Source organism: Seonamhaeicola sp. MEBiC01930 (assembly GCF_045277075.1).
Classification (GTDB): domain Bacteria; phylum Bacteroidota; class Bacteroidia; order Flavobacteriales; family Flavobacteriaceae; genus Seonamhaeicola.
The window spans coordinates 2209059-2228980 of sequence record NZ_CP104270.1 but is presented as its reverse complement, the minus strand read 5'-3'; the positions used below and the strand labels follow the sequence as shown (position 1 = coordinate 2228980).

Below are 19922 nucleotides of genomic sequence, written 5' to 3'. Positions count from 1 at the left end.
AAACGTTATTACTTAAGCTGGTTTATACCTATCTTTGCCCGTTGTAAAGTTTAAACCAGATTTTACGGCAAAAAATTAATAGCATGACAAAACAAGCACTTACATTTTCTAGGGTTGACTCTGCAAAGTTTTTTAAAACTTTAAACAAAAGAGTGAACAATTATTTCAAAGAAAATAACTTAAAGCGCACAGGAAATTGGAAATTATACACTAAAGCTATTGTAATGTTTAGTTTACTAATAGTCCCTGTAGTTTTAATCTTAACACTTAAAGAAGGCATACCTGGTTGGGCACAGGCCTTTCTTATGGTTATAGTAGGTATTGGGATGGCTGGAGTAGGAATGAACGTTATGCATGATGCTAACCACGGTTCTTTTTCTAGCAAGAAGTGGGTTAATAAGTTAATGGGGAGTAGTATCTATATTTTAGCTGGAAATGATTACAACTGGAAAGTACAACATAATGTATTGCATCATACTTATACAAACATTCAAGGTCATGATGAAGATATTGATGCTGGAAGAATTATCAGGTTTTCAAAACATGCCAAATGGTTTAGGTTCCATAAATACCAAAAATATTATGCATTCTTCTTGTATGGGCTTTTAACAGCAAATTGGGCTATTACAACAGATTTCATTCAAACCTATCAATATCTTAAAAGAAAATTGGCTTACGGAAAATTTCCAAACCCAGCTACACAATGGACAAAACTTGTTATTGGAAAAATAGTGTATTATGCTTTATGGGTTGTGTTACCACTTGCATTAGGATTTACTTGGTGGCAAGTGCTATTAGGGTTCTTTATTATGCATTATACAGCCGGAATTATTTTAAGTGTTATTTTTCAATTGGCACATGTAATGCCTAATACTGAAATGCCACTTCCAGACGAAAATGGTAATATGAAAAATACTTGGGCTATTCATCAATTATTTACCACCTCAAACTTTTCTCCTAAAAGTTGGATTGTTGGATTTTACACGGGTGGATTGAACAGACAGGTAGAACATCATTTATTTGCAAATATTAGTCACATACACTACAAAAAAATAGCAAAAATAGTTAAAGAAACAGCTCAAGAATTCAGCTTACCTTATAATGAGTATAATACTTTTTGGAAAGCTGTAGCTGAGCACTACAATCAACTAAAAGCACTTGGGCAAAAACCTAGTTTTGCCTAAAAACTTAATTTACCTTTTAAATAATAAAATAAAATGAGCTTACTATCTGACAGAATATTAAACATGTCAACGTCTGCAACTTTAGCTATGGCAGCTAAAGCCAGAGAACTTAGAGGGGAAGGAAAAGATATTATTGGATTAAGTCTTGGAGAACCAGATTTTAACACACCAGATTTTATTAAAGAAGCTGCTATTAAAGCTATTAATGATAATTATAATTCATACACCCCTGTTGATGGTTATGCTGAGTTAAAAGAAGCTATTATTACAAAGTTTCAACGTGATAATAACTTAACTTATAAGCCATCTCAAATAGTGGTATCTACAGGTGCTAAACAGGCTCTGTTTAATATTGCTGGTGTTATGATTAATGATGGCGACGAAGTGGTATTGCCATGTCCATATTGGGTAAGTTATTCTGATATTGTAAAACTATTTGGCGGTGTTCCAGTTGAGGTTAAAACTTCAATTGACACAAACTTTAAAATGACAGCTGACCAATTAGAAGCGGCCATCACGCCAAAAACCAAAATGATGTGGTTGAGTTCTCCTTGTAACCCTAGTGGTTCTGTTTACAGTAAAGAAGAATTACAAGCTTTAGTAAATGTATTAGAAAAGCACCCAGATATTTACGTGGTTTCAGATGAGATATATGAACACATCAATTACGGACAGGGACATACAAGTATTGCCGAATTTGAAGCTATGTATGATAGAACCATTACGGTAAATGGGGTATCTAAAGCATTTGCAATGACAGGGTGGCGTATTGGTTACATAGGTGCTCCTGAAAAAATTGCTCGTGCCTGTAATAAACTTCAAGGACAAGCAACAAGCGGGGCCAACTGTATTGCACAACGTGCCGTAATTACTGCATGTAATGAATCTCCTGAGCGTGTTGAATATATGATAAATGAGTTTAAAGAGCGTCGTGATTTAATATTAGGGTTATTGAATGATATTGAAGGATTTAAATCAAATGTGCCTGATGGTGCTTTTTATGTGTTCCCTAACGTATCCTATTTCTTTGGAAAAACATTAAGAGGAAAAACAATAAATAACGCTACTGACTTTTCTTTATATCTTTTAGAAGAAGCTCTTGTTGCAACAGTTACTGGTGAAGCTTTCGGAAATCCAGATTGTATAAGAATTTCTTATGCAGCTTCTCAAGAACAAATTATTGAAGCAATTAAAAGAATTAAAGAAGCAGTAAGCTAATAAGCTTCTAACATATTTTAAAAAAAGCCACTTTTATAGTGGCTTTTTTAGTGAATTAAATATATAAAGACCGCAAAGAGAATTATAAAAATAGATGAGAAGATTGCCCATTGTTTTATTCTAGATTTCCTATTTTCTTTCTGGATATGTTCTCTAATTTCGTCTAACTCATCTTTCGATGCTTTTGGCAGATTTTTAAGTTGATTTTTAGACCAATCGTAACTACCCTCAAATTTTCTAAATCGTCTGGATTTATCGAGCATAATATTCTTATTACTCCTCAACGCACTCATCATAGACTCGGCAAATGGCATAACCTAAAGATTTACTTAGTTAAATATAAAAATCCTAAAATGAGTGCAACCAATAGAATAATAAACAATATAACTTGCTTCCCTTTAGTCCTTCTATTTTGCTTCTGAAGCTTCTCTTTTATTTCTATCAATTGGTCTTCAGTTACATTAGGAAACTCTTTCAGTTCCACACCAGCATAGCTTACTCCTAAAGAAGATTTTCCTTTTCTCTTTTTCAACATACTTCTATTATTCTTTAACGAAGTATTGGCAGCCATTGCAGAACCCTCTCCACCCATAGTTTTGATTTTTATATGATTAAATAAACAAAAGTTGAAACTAAAATTACCCTAAACACAATCAAAACAACAATTTGTTTTCTCCTAATTATTTTATTCTCTAAAAACACCTTATTTTTAAGAACATTTAATTGATAAGATGTTGCATTAGACACTTTAAATCTTAGTTTGACCTTTTGCTTTCCATAAAGCCTGTTTTTTAGTCTATCTCTTTTAGATAATAAGCTTCTATTATACTTAAAAGATGTAATTGCATATTGAATTGAACCAAGTCCCATAATTTTAAAATTTGAACTGAAGCTTTGATATATAAGTAGCTAATAAGTCTGAAATGTTACACTATATCTACACGAAATGAGTACCTGCATTAGCGATTACAATGACACCCTTTTTGTACAAAATAAAATTTACGGTTAGAATTCTTAATAAAGTAAAGCCGAATAGTTTGATAGGGCACTAAAACAAGTTCAGTACAAAAAAAGATATAATGGAAAGCCTACCCTGTTTTACAGAACAGGGAACACCAAAAAAAATAGTTTTCTAAGAAAAAATAGTTATTAGAATTGCTGCAAACACACAAACTCTTAATACGTTAGCCATACCTGAAATTAATTGATATTGCCTAGTTTTAACACGATTCTTAATACCGAAAAGTGAACGAGAATTTATGTTGTTAAAGCTATGTTTTACAACTTTTTTGTAAGACGAATTTAAAATTCCTTCTGATTCTAAATCTAATTCTGTAAATACTGTTTCCATGATTGATGATTTTAATAGTTTATACATTTACGACGTACAACAACTAACTTTGTTACACTAACTAATTAAAAATCAAACTAAAACTACCTGTTTCGCCAAAAGAATGGTGTAAACAAAATAAGTACGGTAAAGAGTTCTAAACGTCCAATAAGCATTAAAAATGAAGCCCACCATTTTGCTAACGGCGGCAATGGTGCATAATTATTAACTGGTCCAAAATCACCTAAAGCAGGTCCTACATTGCCTAATGTTGATGCAGATAAACCTATGGCAGATTTGAAATCAATATCAAACATTGAGAATACTAAGCCACCAATAATAAAAGAAAGCATATAAAGAATAAAAAATGCCAAAACATTGAATACAATAAACCTGTTAATTGCTTTATTATTGTATCTAACTGGAACTATAGCATTGGGGTGTAGTGTACGTTTAAATTCTAAAAAACCATTTTTAATCAATATTAAATGCCGCACCACTTTAACTCCTCCAGAAGTACTTCCAGCAGAACCACCCAAAAACATGAGCCCAAAAAAGAAAACCATTAAAAAGGATGTCCACATAGTATAGTCTGCGGTTACAAAACCTGTAGTTGTAATAATTGCCAAGACCTGAAATAAAGCATGTCTAAAAGCACTTTCACCCTCTCCTAAAACCATTGGATGTGAAACAGAAGACGTACTTACATCTGCCCTAAAATAAATAATCACTGCAGCTATTATAGTAAAAACAGCTATAAACTTAAAGTAAAGTTTAAACTCTTCATCTTGAATTATTTTTTGAACTTTCCCCTTGAAGGCAAAATAACTCAACACAAAATTAGTTCCTGCTAGGAACATAAAAAATATAATAATGTATTGAATTAGGGGGTTATCATTCCAATAAGCAACACTGGCATTTTTTGTTGAAAAACCACCAGTTGACAAGGTACACAACGCATGATTAATTGCATCAAAAAACGACATACCAGCCACTTGTAGAAGTATAGTTTCTGCTGCGGTATAACCAAAGTATATTAACCACAATCTTTTAGCCGTATCTGTTATTCTTGGGTGCAACTTATCTCCACTAGGCCCGGGAGCTTCAGCTGCAAAAAGCTGCATTCCTCCAATTCCTAGTAAAGGTAATATGGCAATTGCCAAAACAATAATACCCATTCCTCCTATCCAATGTGTTAGACTGCGCCAAAACAAAACACCTTTGGGCACTATCTCTATATCATTTAAAATGGAGGCACCAGTAGTAGTATAACCAGACATGGTTTCAAAAAAAGCATTGGTAAAACCGGGAATACTCTGAGTTAATATATATGGCAAAGTTCCTGAGAGAGACATAATTATCCAACCAAAAGTAACAACTACATACCCCTCACGCTTATTGATTTCTTTTTTATGTTTTCGAGTAAAAACCATCCCTATCACACCTAAGACCAAGGTTATTATTCCAGCCAATAGCAATTGCGTGGTCACTCCATCTTTATACAAAAAGCTTACTAGAGCAGACAATAACATGAACCCGCCGTTAAACAAGAGCAATAGTCCTAAAAAATGAAAAATGATTTTATAATTAAGTTTCATTGAGCAGCTTTTCTAAAGAAATAATTTTTCAACTCGCTTAATAGATTTAAGCAAGCAACAAACCACAACCCTATCTCCTTTTTGTATTTCAAAACTTCCTAAGGCAATCATACCAACTCCATCTCTAATAACTCCACCAATAATGGCTGATCTAGGAAAATCTATTGACCTAATGGTTTTATTACAAACTGCAGAAGTTTCTTTAACCTCAAACTCCAATAACTCAGCATTTAAGTTACTTAGTTTAGTCATAGCAACAACCTCTCCTCTACGAATGTATCTAAAAATATTGTTTGCCGCCAACAACTTCTTATTAATCAAAGTATCAATTCCTATAGAATGAGATAAATCAAAATAATCCATGTTTTCAACCAGAGCAATTGTTTTCTTAACCTCTTTTGATTTAGCCACCAAACAAGACATGATATTAGTTTCTGAATTAGGTCCTACAGCAATAAATGCATCCATATCACTAATATTCTCTTCATCTAACATATCTACATTCCTACCGTCACTATTAATTACTAACACTTTGGTAAGTTCTTCTGCTATTTCAAAAGCTCTATCTCTATTTCCTTCAAGAAGCTTAACATTCAATCCTTTTTCGCTTAAATCTCGAGCAGTTTTATAGGCAATTCTAGTGCCACCTAGAATCATGACATTCTTTATTTCCATATTCGTCTTTCCTGTAAGACGACATAATTCATCGGCACCTCCTTCTGAAGTCACAAAAACAACATTGTCTCCTCTTTTAAATTTGGTATTTCCTCTAGGAATTATAGTGTATTGAGTACCAAACCTTTGAATAGCTATTGGAACAAAGTGAATCTCAGGAAAAATTTGAGCCGCTTCTTTAACCGTTTTCCCAACAAAGGAAGCTGTCCTAGACAACGTTAAACCAGCCATGGTTAAAGCACCATCTTCAAACTCATAGTTTTCGTTAAAAGAAGATTGTTTTAAAGACAATTCAATCTCAGAAGCCGCCAGGGCTTCCGGTGAAATTAATTCATCAACTCCTAAATTAACAAATCCTAACTCATCTTTATGGGTAATAAATTCAGTATTAGATATTCTAGCTATAGTTTTTTTTGCACCAAGCTGTTTTGCCAACACACTTACTGTGATATTAGTTGGTTCACTTGAAGTTACGGCAATAAATAAATCTGTATTATGAACCCTAGCCTCTTTTAACACTGCAATTGAAGTAGCATCTCCTTTAACTACTCTAATATCCAATTGTGAATCAGCATAAGATAAACTTTTTTTATTAGGATCAATAAGGGTAATTTCTTGAGATTCGTAAGACAATAATTTAGCCAAATGAAATCCAACTTCACCAGCTCCAGCAATAATTATTTTCATTTCTGATTAATCATAAAAAGTATAACAAATATACTATAAAATACATATTACCACATTAAATTAGAGTATTATAATATTTGATTAGGTATTCCTTTTTCATTTTTCAAAGTCGAAATAATTTATGTAGGTTTGCCAAAAATATTAGTTTGTCAAAAATAAAACCGTACAAAGACAGCGACTTAGGTAAAAAGGAACAAGTCACCAAAATGTTTGATAATATTTCAGGCGATTACGACGGATTAAACCGAGTAATTTCTTTTGGAATTGACGTTAAATGGAGAAAAAAAGTAGTGAATCTTGTTAAAGACACAAACCCTGAATCTATTTTAGATATTGCCACAGGCACAGGTGATTTAGCAATTAATTTGGCAGAAACAAAGGCTTCTAGAATTGTTGGGTTAGACATAAGTACTGGCATGTTGGAGGTTGGCAAAGAAAAAGTAAAAAAGAAAGGTTTAGATTCTAAAATTGAAATGGTTTGGGGCGATAGTGAAAATATACCATTTGACGACAATACTTTTGATGCCGTTACAGTAGCCTTTGGAGTGAGAAACTTTGAAACATTAGAAAATGGTTTAAAAGAAATTTACAGGGTACTTAAACCGAGTGGTACTTTTATTATTTTAGAAACCTCTATTCCCACAAAATCTCCGTTCAAACAAGGTTATAATTTTTATAGCAAAAATATTTTACCACTTATTGGTAAAGTATTTTCTAAGGACAGAAGTGCTTATAAATATTTAAGTGAATCAGCATCCGTTTTTCCATATGGTGAGGCTCTAAACAATATTTTGCGTAAAATTGGGTTTATTAATGTTGAAGATTTTCCGCAGACTTTTGGAGTTGCAACCATTTACAAATCGTCTAAGTAATAAAATGAAATACTTTTTCACATTAATATCGTTTTTATTTGTTTTACAAACATCTAATGCTCAGCTTTTTAAAAAGGAAAAGGTAAGCTATGACGCTAATCAAGGAAGAGGCTCTACTGATAACAATTTATTACGCTGGGGTTATTTTTTAGGGTTCAGCCAATATGATTTCAATTTTGATTACAATGAAAATTTAAGAGATATTTATGTAGAAAGATCTCCTGGTTTTAATGTTGGTTTAATTGGAAACTTAAGAATTAATAGTTTTTTGGATTTAAGGCTAGAACCAGGTTTACTAATAACTAACAGAAAACTGCATTATGGTGAATCAAACTTTTCTAATACTTCTGCATCTGAGAATGATTTACTTAGGGAAGTTAAATCCACATACATTCACCTCCCCATATTATTAAAAATTTCTACTAAAAGAATAAATAATTTCAAACCATTTATTGTAGGAGGGTTTTCCACAGCACTTAACCTTTCAAGTAACGAAACTAACCCTGAGGACAATAGCAGTGGACAATTTAGAACTACTAAAAATTCTATTTTTTACGAACTTGGATTCGGTATAGATTTGTACTTATACAATTTTAAGTTTACTCCCTCAATCAGAGGTTTATTTGGTATTAATGATGAGTTGATTAGAGATAAAGACCCCATAAGCCCTTGGACAAGTAATATCAATAGTATGAAAACCCGAGGTGTTTTTATAAATTTCACATTTCAGTAGAACTACCTCTAATCCTTTCTTACCTTCTTTTAAATTCGCTTAGTAAAATAGCCGTAGCGGTTGCCACGTTTAAACTTTCTGCATCTTGAAGATTTCCAAATCTAGGAATTGAAATCTTTTTGTTAATTAAAGCTTCAACCTCCTGTGAGACACCATTAGCTTCATTACCCAAAATTATCACTCCTTTTGTTGGAAGCCCTGTTTTGTAAACATTTTCACCCTCCATAAAAGCTCCAAAAGTAGTTAATGATGAATTATTTAAAAACTCCACCAAATCAACATAGGAAATATTCACTCTAGTTATAGAACCCATAGTTGCTTGAATTACCTTTGGATTATAACAATCTACCGTTTCTTTACTACAAACCAAATCATTAATTCCAAACCAATCACAAAGTCTGATAATGGTTCCTAAATTTCCAGGATCTCTAACATCATCTATAGCTATAATTAAACCAGACTCAGCTATAACCTTGGACTTTGGAATTTTAAAAATAGCCACGGCCTTATTGGGTGTTTTTAAAAAACTTATTCTTTTTAAATCTGAATTAGATACTATAACCTCCTCTTTGGCATCAATATTGAAGGTTTCAACCGTATATAAAGCATGAAGGTTTAGACTAGACTGGAGTAGTTCTTTTATTGTTTTAACACCTTCAACAACAAAAAGACCATGCTGTAACCTATATTTTTTTTGTTTTAAGCTCGTTATTAATTTTATCTGATTCTTAGACAACATAAATATACCGTAGTTCTCTTTTTTTGTATAAAGAAAAGAAATTATATGATTTAACAATCTAAGATTTAATTAATTTATTTTAAGAACTAGTAAAATCTTATATGTATTGCAAAATGAGTTCTTTTTAAAAAAAATCAGAATTCAAAAAATATTAAACAAATGAAATAGTGTATTTTTGAGCTGATTTCAAATAACACTAATTCTAAAAAATCCAAACTGTATAAATAGTAATTTCATTTGAAAAAGCTACGCTCCAAAATATTGGTTTTATTGTTAACTATAAAATGCTTAACAGGTTGTGAAGCCACAAAAAGAATTGCTGAAGATGAGCATTTACTAACAGACAATATTATTCTTGTAAATAATAAAAAAGAAAATACAGAAACCCATAATAATTTATTAGTTCAAAACCCGAATAGAAAAATTTTAGGGTTTCCTCTTAGATTACATCTGTATAATGTAGCTCGACCGAATGTGGATTCTATCATTTCAGCAAAATTAAATGACTCAACCAAACACCGGGTTAAAAAGTTTTTATCAAAAAAACAGTATTCTAGGTTACAAGAATCAAAATTAGGTATTAACAATTGGTGGAAAAGAACAGGTGAGCCACCGGTAATAGTAGACGAATCAAAAACAAAAAAATCAATAAAACGCCTTCAAGATTACTATATCAACAACGGCTGGTTTAATGTAAACACAACATATAACATTGAAAAAAACAATAATAAAAGAGCCAAAATAAAATACAATATAGAAACTGGAAAAGGCTTTATTATTGATTCCATAAGTGCAAGCATAAAATCACAAATTATTGATTCATTGTATCAGGGTATTAAGAAAAACACCTTAATTAAACCAAATGAACAATATAAGACAAACAATTTTACGCAAGAACGAGAAAGGATATCAAATGAATTAAGGAATTCAGGTATATACCATTTTAATCAGGACTATATCACCTTTGAAATAGATACTGTTGGAACGAATAAAAAAGTAAATGTAGGCATTAAAATTCAAGATAGAGCAATAAGAAATCACGACTCTATTACTAGGGCACCCTTTGAAGTTTACGACATTAGAGAGGTTAATATTATTACTGATTACACGTTTGAAAAACGAAACCAACCTTTTCAAGACTCTATTAGATTTGGGGGTTATAACTTATTCAGTTATGGCAAATTACGTTATAAACCTAGTGCTCTAACAGACGCTATTTTTATTACACCAGGAGACATATTTAGAGATAGCGACCGCACATTAACCTACCGGCAACTTAATCAGCTACGTACATTTAAATACCCAAATATTGAATATCAAGAAAATTTAGATAATTCGCTTTCAAGTACCATTAGATTATCTCCCTTAAAAAAGTTTAGTCTTAATTTAGGAACAGATGTTTCAACAAGTAATATTCAAAAACTTGGTTTTTCAATAAACCCTAGTCTACAAATTAGAAATATTTTTAGAGGTGCTGAAACTTTCCAAATTTCAGCCATTGGAGCCATTGGAGCTTCGGAAGACAAGAATGACCCAAACGATCCGTTTTTTGATATTATTGAGTTTGGTCTAGATTTAAATCTCACCATACCTAGGTTACTCTCTCCATTTTACACAGAGCGTATTATACCTAAACATATGTCTCCAAATACTAAAATTAGTTTAGCTGCCACAAGTCAAACTAATATTGGTCTTGATAAACAAACTTTGAGTGGCACCATAAATTATAATTGGTTTCCAAATACTAAGAAAACAAACGGACTAGATTTATTTAATGTACAATATGTAAGAAACCTTAATATTGATAATTACTTTGATGTTTATCAAAACTCATACACTTTATTAAATGAAATTGCCCAAGATGTAAATTACACTGCAGATAATTTAGTAGCCCCAGAAGAAACAGATGCTTTTTTAGATTATGTTTTAAATACTCCTACACCTTCTGAAATCTCAGCCGATCAATTAACCACTATAAATAGTATAGATGAAAGAAAAGAAAGATTAACAGAAGATAACCTTATTTTATCCTCTAGTTTTAGTTTTACCAATGACGGTAGAACCAATTTATTTGATGAAAATTTTTCAATATTTCGTTTTAAGGTTGAATTTGCCGGAAATTTACTGGCAAATACTTCAAAACTTCTAGGCCTTGAAAAAGATGAAACCAATAGGTACAAACTTTTTAACGTCGCTTTTTCGCAATATGCAAAAACCGAAATAGAGTATACAAAACATTGGGATTTAGGAAACAAAAACGTATTGGCTTTTAGAAGCTTTTTCGGAATTGCTATTCCATATGGAAATTCTACCAATATTCCATTTTCAAAAAGTTTTTTTGCTGGTGGCCCCAATGATAATAGGGCATGGTCTGCTTATCGTTTAGGTCCTGGAAGCCTTGAATCTTCTAATGAATTTAACGAAGCTAACTTAAAACTGGCTTTCAATCTTGAGCAACGTTTTAACATTTTTGGAAGATTTAATGGAGCCCTCTTTATAGACGCCGGAAATATTTGGAATGTTTTAGATGATGTGGAAGATGAAAAAGCCATTTTCACTAATCTTAATTCTCTAAAAAATATTGCTATTGGTTCTGGTTTCGGGATAAGATTTGATGCTAGTTTCTTTGTCTTCCGCTTTGATATTGGTTTTAAAACCTACAATCCAGTTTATGAACAAAATAATAGATGGTTTAATGACTACAACTTTTCAAACGCCGTATATAATATCGGTATAAACTACCCATTTTAAGTTTTATATAGGCTATTTCAACTACATCGTTTTAGTATTGATTTATGGTTTTTTTACTTATAAACCTTGGGGTAATTACCTAAATTTTAACTATTTTTGAACTCAAAATTTACAAATTAAACAATTAAAAAATGGGACATAACATAAAACCTGGAGTAGCAACAGGACAAGAGGTTCAAGCTATTTTTAACCATGCAAAGGCAAATAATTATGCACTTCCTGCGGTAAACGTGATAGGCTCTGACACTATTAATGGTGTGTTAGAAACAGCAAGAGATTTAAATGCTCCTGTAATCATTCAATTTTCTAATGGTGGTGCTCAATTTAATGCTGGTAAAGGTTTAAGTAATGATGGGCAAAAAGGAGCTATTGCAGGTGCTGTTGCAGGTGCTAAACATGTACATACTTTGGCAGAAGAATATGGTGTTCCTGTTATTTTACACACAGACCATTGTGCTAAAAAACTTTTACCTTGGATTGATGGTTTATTAGATGCAAGTGAAAAACATTTTGCTGAAACTGGAAAATCACTTTTTAGTTCTCATATGATTGACTTATCTGAAGAACCAATTGAAGAGAATATTGAAATTTGCAAACAGTACCTTGAGCGTATGAGCAAAATGGGTATGACATTAGAAATAGAACTTGGTATTACTGGTGGTGAAGAAGATGGAGTTGACAACACAGATGTTGATGATTCTAAATTATATACTCAACCGGAAGAAGTTGCTTATGCTTATGAAGAATTAAGCAAAGTAAGTCCTCAATTTACAATTGCAGCTGCTTTTGGAAATGTTCACGGAGTATACAAACCAGGTAACGTAAAATTAACACCAAAAATCTTAAAGAATTCTCAAGAATATATTTCTGAAAAATACGGTGTTGAACACAACCACATTGATTTCGTATTCCATGGTGGTTCTGGTTCAACAGTAGAAGAAATTAGAGAAGGTATCAGCTACGGTGTTATAAAAATGAACATTGACACAGATTTACAATATGCTTTTATGAGCGGTATTCGCGACTATATGAGTGACAAATCAGGTTACCTACAGTCCCAAATTGGAAACCCAGATGGTGATGACGTTCCTAATAAAAAATTCTATGACCCTCGTGTTTGGTTACGTGAAGGTGAAAAGTCTTTTGTTGAGCGTTTAAAGAAAGCCTTTGAAGATTTAAACAACGTAAACACCTTATAATAAAGACAATACGTATAAAACATTAAAGGTTCCGCTTTCACGGAACCTTTTTTTATGGAAAAAAAGTAGTATGCGTGCATTATAATTAAATACTTAGGTAGGTACCAAAGAATTAAAAAAAGGCTTAATTTTGTAATCTGGCTTAACATAAAACAATGGTTATTTAATTAATTATTTTTATCATTGTAAAACTAAAACTAGCAAGTATGTCATCTTGGTTTAAAAGAAAAACAAAAGGAATAACAACCTCTACCGAGGAGAAAAAAGACACTCCTAAAGGGCTATGGTATAAATCACCAACTGGTAAAATTGTAGATACCGAAGAGTTAGAACAAAACTTTTATGTAAGTCCGGAAGATGGTTATCATGTTCGTATTGGAAGTAAAGAGTATTTTGAAATACTATTTGATGATAATAAGTTTAAAGAGTTAGATGCGAGCTTAGAGTCTAAAGACCCACTAAAATTTGAAGATACTAAAAAGTATCCAGAACGTTTAAAAGCAGCTCAAAGTAAAACTAAACTTAAAGATGCCGTTAGAACTGCTGTTGGCAAATCTAAAGGAAAAGAATTAGTTGTTGCCTGTATGGATTTTAGCTTTATTGGCGGCTCTATGGGTAGTGTTGTTGGAGAAAAAATAGCAAGAGCGGCTGATTATGCCTTAGAAAACAAGTTACCTTTAATGGTTATTTCTAAATCTGGTGGCGCAAGAATGATGGAAGCGGCATTATCTTTAATGCAATTAGCTAAAACATCTGTCAAATTAGCACAATTAGCAGAGGCTAAACTACCTTACATATCTTTATGTACAGACCCTACAACAGGAGGAACTACAGCTTCATTTGCTATGTTAGGTGATATCAATATTAGCGAACCTGGTGCTTTAATAGGGTTTGCAGGACCTCGAGTAGTTAAAGATACTACAGGGCAAGATTTACCTGAAGGTTTCCAAACTGCAGAATTCTTATTAGAACACGGATTCTTAGATTTTATAACATTACGTAGAAATTTAAAAGACAAGGTAAATCAGTATTTAGATTTAATTCTAAATCAGCCTTTAAGAGCATAATAAAAAAGCGACCTAATTAGGTCGCTTTTTCTTTTCTTTTTATTCACTTGCAAATCAATAAAAAAACGTATATTTGCCGCTCGAAAGAAAAGCTTTCGAATACATAAAAATCATTTACAATAATATTAGCATGTATTTAACAAAAGACAAGAAAGAAGAAATCTTCGCAAAACACGGAAAAGGAAAAAACGATTCTGGTACTGCGGAGGCGCAAATTGCGTTGTTTACTCACAGAATTAACCATTTAACTGAACATTTAAAAAAGAATCGTAAAGATTATAACACTGAGCGTTCGTTAGTAAAATTAGTAGGTAAACGCAGAGCGTTATTAGATTACTTAACTAAGAAAGATATTTTAAGATATCGTGCGATAGTTAAAGAATTAGGATTAAGAAAATAATCACAATAAGTAAAGACCACGCATTTAGCGTGGTTTTTTCTTTTGCGTTAGGGATTGAAGCGGCATCCTTTTTTGAAGTATGACAAAAAGATATAGCTGAAAGCCCGACCCCTTGTGGGTAACGTCCAAAACATAAATACTCTATTCGGGAGAGTTTAAACACCGGAAATTATAAGAAGCTAATTATAGTTTTTCATTGGTCACAGACATTTTCATGTCTCACACAACAACTACAACAACACAACGACCATTGTTTAACATGATTCAAGCATAGATTTGCTTGAACAAGAAGAAAAAATTTATGATTCCAAAAACATTTAAAGAGGTTATAGACCTTGGTGACGGTAGAGAAATTTCTATTGAAACTGGAAAATTAGCAAAACAAGCGCATGGTAGCGTTGTTGTGCAATCTGGAAAATGTATGTTATTATGTACAGTTGTTTCCAACTACAAACAAGCAGATGTTGACTTTTTACCTTTAACGGTAGATTACCGCGAAAAATTTGCTGCTGCAGGACGTTATCCTGGTGGTTTCTTTAAAAGAGAGGCTAGACCAAGTGACGGTGAGGTATTAACTATGCGTTTAGTAGACCGTGTGTTACGCCCATTATTCCCAAAAGATTACCATTCTGAAACTCAGGTAATGATTCAACTAATGTCTCATGACCCTGAAGTTATGCCAGATGCTATGGCTGGTTTAGCTGCATCAGCTGCTATTCAATTATCTGATTTCCCTTTTGAATGCGCAATTTCTGAAGTAAGAGTTGGTAGAATTAATGGCGAATTAATCATCAACCCTTCTTTTGCTCAATTAGAAGAATCTGACATTGATATGGTAATTGGTGCGTCGGCTGATTCTGTGATGATGGTTGAAGGTGAAATGGATGAGATTTCTGAAGAAGAAATGACTGAAGCTATCAAGTTTGCACATGAAGCTATTAAAGTACAATGTGCTGCTCAAGTTGCATTAGCTGAAGCTTTTGGTAAAAAGGAAGTACGTGAGTACGAACCAGAAAGAGAAGATGCTGATTTAGCGCAAAAAATTCATGATATGGCATATGACAAGGTGTATGCTGTTGCTAAAGCAGGTTCTGCTAAACATGAAAGAAGTGCTGCTTTTGCTGAGATTAAAGAAGAAATTGTATCTAGTTTTTCTGAAGAAGAATTAGAAGACATTGGAGGTTTAGTTTCTAAATACTACTCTAAAGCTGAAAAAGCAGCCGTTAGAGATTTAACATTAAACGAAGGTTTACGTTTAGATGGACGTAAGACAACGGATATTAGACCTATTTGGTGTGAGGTTGATTATTTACCATCTACACATGGTTCATCTATCTTCACACGTGGAGAAACTCAAGCATTGGCAACGGTTACTTTAGGCACAAGTAGAGAGGCAAACCAAATAGATATGCCATCTTACGAAGGTGAAGAGCGTTTCTATTTACACTATAACTTCCCACCTTTTTCAACTGGTGAAGCTAGACCAATTCGTGGAACATCACGTCGTGAGGTAGGACATGGTAATTTAGCACAACGTGCTTTAAAAGGAATGGTTCCTGAAGATTGTCCATACACAGTACGTGTAGTTTCGGAGATTTTAGAATCTAACGGTTCTTCTTCTATGGCTACGGTTTGTGCTGGTACTATGGCTATGATGGATGCTGGTGTACAATTGAAAAAACCTGTTTCTGGTATTGCAATGGGATTAATTTCTGATGCTGATTCTGGAAACTACGCGGTTCTTTCTGATATTTTAGGTGATGAAGATCACTTAGGAGATATGGACTTTAAGGTGACAGGTACCGCTGATGGTATTACGGCTTGTCAGATGGATATTAAAGTAAAAGGATTATCGTACGAGATTCTAGTAAATGCTCTAAAACAAGCTCGTGATGGTCGTTTACATATCTTAGGTAAAATTACTGAAACTATTGAAACACCAAATGCAGAAGTTAAGGAACATGCGCCCACTATGGTTACTAGACGTATTCCTAACGAATTTATTGGTGCATTAATTGGTCCTGGTGGAAAAGTAATTCAAGAATTACAAAAAGAAACCGAGACTACTATTGTAATTAATGAAGATCCTGTTACTGAAGAAGGTATAGTTGAAGTTTTAGGTGTTGGAAGTAAAGGTATTGATGCTGTTTTAGCAAAAATAGACTCTTTATTATTTAAGCCAGAAGTTGGTAGCGTTTACGAAGTTAAAGTAATTAAGATGCTTGACTTTGGCGCCGTTGTAGAATATGTTGAAGCTCCTGGGAATGAGGTATTATTACACGTTAGTGAATTAGCTTGGGAACGTACTGAAAATGTATCTGATGTTGTAAACATGGGAGATGTATTTGATGTAAAATACTTTGGAATAGATTCTAGAACTAGAAAAGAGAAAGTATCAAGAAAAGCTATTTTACCAAAACCAGAAGGTTATGTAGCAAGACCGCCAAGAGATAATAAAGGTGGCGGACGTGATAACAGAGGAAGAGATAATCGAGGACGTGATAACAGAGGTAGAGATAATCGTAGAGACGATAGAAGACCTAGAGAAGATAAGAAAGAAGATTAATTTTTTTAATTTCTACAAGACAAGCCCAGTTTTAAAAAAGCTGGGCTTTTTATTTTTAAAAAGCTAACTTACAGCTGATATGATTAAAACCATAACACCTTTATTTATTTTCTTCACGGTATTTACCTTTTCTCAAAATCAATTTGAAAAGGGTGTTATTATTGACTCTATACCAGTAGGAAACAATGAAGGAGAAACCTTTGCCTTATATCTCCCCAATTCATTTAACCAAAAAAACATTTCATCAGCTATATATGTATTTGATCCTTCAGGAAAAGGTCGTAATGGATTAAAACCATTTATTAAGGCGTCAGAAAAATATGGTTATATCATTTTTTGTTCAAACAATTCCAAAAATGGACCATACGAAAAAAATTTCAAGATTTTCAATAATCTATTTTCCCATACCACCTCAGTTTTCAAAATTAGAAACAACAGCATATATTTAAGTGGATTTTCTGGAGGTTCTAGACTAGCTTGTGCTATTGCTACGCTTACAGAACAGTTTACCGGAGTTATTGCTTGTGGAGCAGGTTTTCCACAAGTACCGGAATACATGCCTTCAACCCAATCTTATGACTACGTGGGCATATGCGGTAATAGAGATTTCAATTATAGTGAAATGATTGAAAATAAAATATTCCTAAATCAAGCTAAATTTAATCACACCTTAATAACTAATAATAGTAAGCACAAATGGCCAAATGAAAATGAAATTTTAAAAGCATTTAATTGGTTAAATCTTCAAAAACAAAAAAAACAAGCTTCCATTAAAGATAAAGAACAAATCTTAAATTTATATCTTAATGATTTTAATGAAATTCTTAAAAACGAAGAAAATAATGAGTTAATTTTTGCTTCAGAAAATTATGAACGCCTATTAGATAATTACTCATCATTTATAACAATAGACAGTATCCAAAAAAAATTTGATAAACTAAAGCAATCTGGAGCATACCTTGAACAAACCAAACAACTTTCTGAGATATTTATGCGGGAAACTACGCTAAATCATAAATTACTAACAAGGTTTGATGAAGATTTAAAGAAACCTAATAACAAACGCCTTGCATGGTGGCGAAAGCAATTGAATAAATTAGATTTAATTGAAAAGTCTAGCAATTTAGCCATCAAGAACATGATTTTTAGAACTAAGTTTAAGGTTTTTGCCACAGTATATTCGGTAAAAAAATTATATTCAAAAGATAAAAACCAATTACAATTAGACTACATCACTGCCCTTTTAAAACTATTTAACAATGTGACGTGATATGTTTTTTTGGGTCTAAAAACTATAGATCCACAAAATAATTTGAAACTTTTTGTAATATAATATTTAATTAAGGCTATTTAAGTAAGTCACCACAATATTCATCCCCAACTTTATAAGCATCACTATCTATTCTATCAGCCTCTATCCAATCATGCCTAATTGAACCATCAGGCAACTTTACTGTCAATTTAAAAACATAACTACCATTAAACATACTAATAAAACGAAAGTTAAAATCTGTTACCGTACCACAAGTTATATCTGAATCTTTAGAGCATCCTATACATGTAACGAAACAACAAACTATAACTGTAATAAATTTTAATATAGTTTTCATTTTATGATTATTTATATCCGTATTTTATTCAGATTTCTTTACCATAGCATATCTATTGAGTTCTTCATATTTTGCTTTAAAAACGCTCTCATATCCATAGATTATAAATTTCTTTTTGCCTGTGCCAATTAATGCGCCTATTGGTGCACCAAAGATAACACCAGTTGCTGCTGCTGCCTCATTTGAAATCCAAGAGCCCTCACCACCTCCAGAAACCTGTATAAGCTCTACAACTACAGCAGTTCCTAACATTCCTGTTAAGGTCCTTCTCCAAACTTTTCCTCTCCTTTTAATATAAACCCCATAAATATCTTTAGCATTTATTGTTATAATCTCGTTTAAATCTTTTAAAAGATTTTCTTGAAACAATCTTTAGTGATGAATCATCTACCGCATACAAAAAACCCTTTTGTTTGGTTTTATCTGTAAGCTCTACCCATATTTTATAAATTCTTACTTTTTTAGTTTCATTTTGCAAATGCACATTAAAACATAACAAAAGTGTTAAGCATATTATTATTAAACTTAAATGAGTTTTATTGTTTTCATAATTACTAGTTTTAAAAAAATTATTTACTCAAATATGTTCCCATTAATCGATCCCAAAAAGTAAAATACAGACCGAAGTTATATTTGGAATTCCGATGATGCACATCGTGGTCCATAGGTGTATTTTGCCACTTAAAAACTTTTAACGCCTTAATATTATAACCCCAATGAATAAAAGTGTCATATAGTATAATACCAGAAATAAAAATGATTAAAGCTAAGTTGTGCCATGGTATTAAAAACATAACTACAGGAATAATTCCTAACGTTAGAATAGATTCGAAAGGATGAAATGCAAAGGCACACCAAGGAGACGGGTTACTAAATTTATGATGTAACAAATGCACATATTTAAAAATACTTTTATGGTGCATAAACCTATGTATCCAATACGAATAAGCATCATGGATAATTACCATTAAAAACATACTAACTATAAAATATGGAGTTCCAAATTCATGAATCTCTACGTAGTTTTTTGTGTACCCATGCTTCAACCAATACAAGAAAAGCCATATCCCAGAACTATAAATTATCATGGTAAATAATGAGAATTTGATTTCTTTAAATATCTGTGATTTTGAAGGATGTTCCGTTTGAAGTTTGACCTTCTGAAATTTCTTCTTCTTAATAGCATACAACCACAGATAAGGTATTCCTGCCACAAATACATATCTAGCAATCAAAATTCCTAATAAAAACAACCATAATTTAAAAGATGATATTTCTAATAAGCTTTCCATA

Annotated in this window: 20 protein-coding genes; 10 read left to right on the top strand and 10 right to left on the bottom strand. The window is 32.3% G+C overall.

The features are described 5' to 3' along the window. Window positions 1-83: 83 nt before the first annotated feature. Together N1F78_RS09710 and N1F78_RS09705 are read left to right on the top strand one after the other, a co-directional pair. Window positions 84-1184 (top strand): fatty acid desaturase family protein, encoded by a 1101-nt coding sequence (locus N1F78_RS09710; RefSeq protein WP_406682962.1) that lies wholly within the window; start codon window positions 84-86, stop codon window positions 1182-1184. 33 nt (window positions 1185-1217) lie between these two features. After that, on the top strand, window positions 1218-2402 hold the full coding sequence (locus N1F78_RS09705; RefSeq protein ID WP_406682961.1) for a pyridoxal phosphate-dependent aminotransferase: 1185 nt from the start codon (window positions 1218-1220) through the stop codon (window positions 2400-2402). 47 nt (window positions 2403-2449) lie between these two features. Here N1F78_RS09705 and N1F78_RS09700 read toward each other — a convergent pair whose 3' ends face one another. From N1F78_RS09700 to trkA, 6 genes are all read right to left on the bottom strand, one after another. Continuing rightward, window positions 2450-2665: a hypothetical protein gene (locus N1F78_RS09700; protein ID WP_406682960.1), complete on the bottom strand. Its 216-nt coding sequence runs from the start codon at window positions 2663-2665 to the stop codon at window positions 2450-2452. Between the two features lie 62 nt (window positions 2666-2727). Beyond that, window positions 2728-2994, bottom strand: coding sequence for a hypothetical protein (locus N1F78_RS09695; protein WP_406682959.1), 267 nt, complete (start codon window positions 2992-2994; stop codon window positions 2728-2730). 11 nt (window positions 2995-3005) lie between these two features. Beyond that, window positions 3006-3272, bottom strand: a complete 267-nt coding sequence (locus tag N1F78_RS09690) for a hypothetical protein (protein ID WP_406682958.1) — start codon at window positions 3270-3272, stop codon at window positions 3006-3008. Window positions 3273-3534: 262 nt separating this feature from the next. After that, window positions 3535-3753, bottom strand: coding sequence for a hypothetical protein (locus N1F78_RS09685; protein WP_406682957.1), 219 nt, complete (start codon window positions 3751-3753; stop codon window positions 3535-3537). A gap of 83 nt (window positions 3754-3836) precedes the next feature. After that, on the bottom strand, window positions 3837-5330 hold the full coding sequence (locus tag N1F78_RS09680; protein ID WP_406682956.1) for a TrkH family potassium uptake protein: 1494 nt from the start codon (window positions 5328-5330) through the stop codon (window positions 3837-3839). Between the two features lie 12 nt (window positions 5331-5342). Next, the gene (trkA, locus tag N1F78_RS09675) at window positions 5343-6692 is read right to left on the bottom strand and encodes a Trk system potassium transporter TrkA (protein ID WP_406682955.1); all 1350 of its coding nucleotides are present in this window, start codon (window positions 6690-6692) and stop codon (window positions 5343-5345) included. Between the two features lie 146 nt (window positions 6693-6838). Here trkA and ubiE point away from each other — a divergent pair, with 146 nt between their 5' ends. Further along, window positions 6839-7564 carry a bifunctional demethylmenaquinone methyltransferase/2-methoxy-6-polyprenyl-1,4-benzoquinol methylase UbiE gene (gene ubiE / locus N1F78_RS09670; RefSeq protein ID WP_406682954.1) on the top strand — a complete coding sequence of 242 codons (726 nt, stop codon included), beginning with the start codon at window positions 6839-6841 and terminating at the stop codon, window positions 7562-7564. 4 nt (window positions 7565-7568) lie between these two features. Further along, window positions 7569-8297 carry a porin family protein gene (locus N1F78_RS09665; RefSeq protein WP_406682953.1) on the top strand — a complete coding sequence of 243 codons (729 nt, stop codon included), beginning with the start codon at window positions 7569-7571 and terminating at the stop codon, window positions 8295-8297. A gap of 19 nt (window positions 8298-8316) precedes the next feature. Here N1F78_RS09665 and N1F78_RS09660 read toward each other — a convergent pair whose 3' ends face one another. After that, window positions 8317-9036, bottom strand: coding sequence for a TrmH family RNA methyltransferase (locus tag N1F78_RS09660; RefSeq protein ID WP_406682952.1), 720 nt, complete (start codon window positions 9034-9036; stop codon window positions 8317-8319). A 270-nt stretch (window positions 9037-9306) separates the two neighbouring features. Here N1F78_RS09660 and N1F78_RS09655 point away from each other — a divergent pair, with 270 nt between their 5' ends. The 6 genes from N1F78_RS09655 to N1F78_RS09630 all read left to right on the top strand — a co-directional run bounded on the left by N1F78_RS09655 (window position 9307) and on the right by N1F78_RS09630 (window position 18289). After that, window positions 9307-11787, top strand: coding sequence for a BamA/TamA family outer membrane protein (locus N1F78_RS09655; RefSeq protein WP_406682951.1), 2481 nt, complete (start codon window positions 9307-9309; stop codon window positions 11785-11787). Window positions 11788-11918: 131 nt separating this feature from the next. Further along, complete coding sequence (gene fbaA / locus N1F78_RS09650; protein ID WP_406682950.1) at window positions 11919-12986, top strand: class II fructose-bisphosphate aldolase; 1068 nt, start codon at window positions 11919-11921, stop codon at window positions 12984-12986. 206 nt (window positions 12987-13192) lie between these two features. Further along, entirely contained in the window at window positions 13193-14053 is an 861-nt protein-coding gene (accD, locus tag N1F78_RS09645; RefSeq protein WP_406682949.1) for an acetyl-CoA carboxylase, carboxyltransferase subunit beta, read from the top strand. 130 nt (window positions 14054-14183) lie between these two features. Further along, window positions 14184-14453, top strand: coding sequence for a 30S ribosomal protein S15 (gene rpsO, locus N1F78_RS09640; protein WP_406682948.1), 270 nt, complete (start codon window positions 14184-14186; stop codon window positions 14451-14453). A 301-nt stretch (window positions 14454-14754) separates the two neighbouring features. Further along, on the top strand, window positions 14755-17019 hold the full coding sequence (locus N1F78_RS09635) for a polyribonucleotide nucleotidyltransferase (RefSeq protein ID WP_406682947.1): 2265 nt from the start codon (window positions 14755-14757) through the stop codon (window positions 17017-17019). A 79-nt stretch (window positions 17020-17098) separates the two neighbouring features. Next, window positions 17099-18289, top strand: coding sequence for a hypothetical protein (locus tag N1F78_RS09630; protein ID WP_406682946.1), 1191 nt, complete (start codon window positions 17099-17101; stop codon window positions 18287-18289). 76 nt (window positions 18290-18365) lie between these two features. Here the strand turns inward: N1F78_RS09630 and N1F78_RS09625 are convergent, their stop codons facing one another. From N1F78_RS09625 to N1F78_RS09615, 3 genes are all read right to left on the bottom strand, one after another. Next, complete coding sequence (locus tag N1F78_RS09625; RefSeq protein WP_406682945.1) at window positions 18366-18629, bottom strand: hypothetical protein; 264 nt, start codon at window positions 18627-18629, stop codon at window positions 18366-18368. A gap of 24 nt (window positions 18630-18653) precedes the next feature. Further along, a complete protein-coding gene (locus N1F78_RS09620) occupies window positions 18654-18998 on the bottom strand; it encodes a hypothetical protein (RefSeq protein WP_406682944.1) in 345 nt (114 codons plus the stop codon). 200 nt (window positions 18999-19198) lie between these two features. After that, on the bottom strand, window positions 19199-19921 hold the full coding sequence (locus tag N1F78_RS09615) for a sterol desaturase family protein (RefSeq protein ID WP_406682943.1): 723 nt from the start codon (window positions 19919-19921) through the stop codon (window positions 19199-19201). Between the last annotated feature and the right edge of the window lies 1 nt (window position 19922).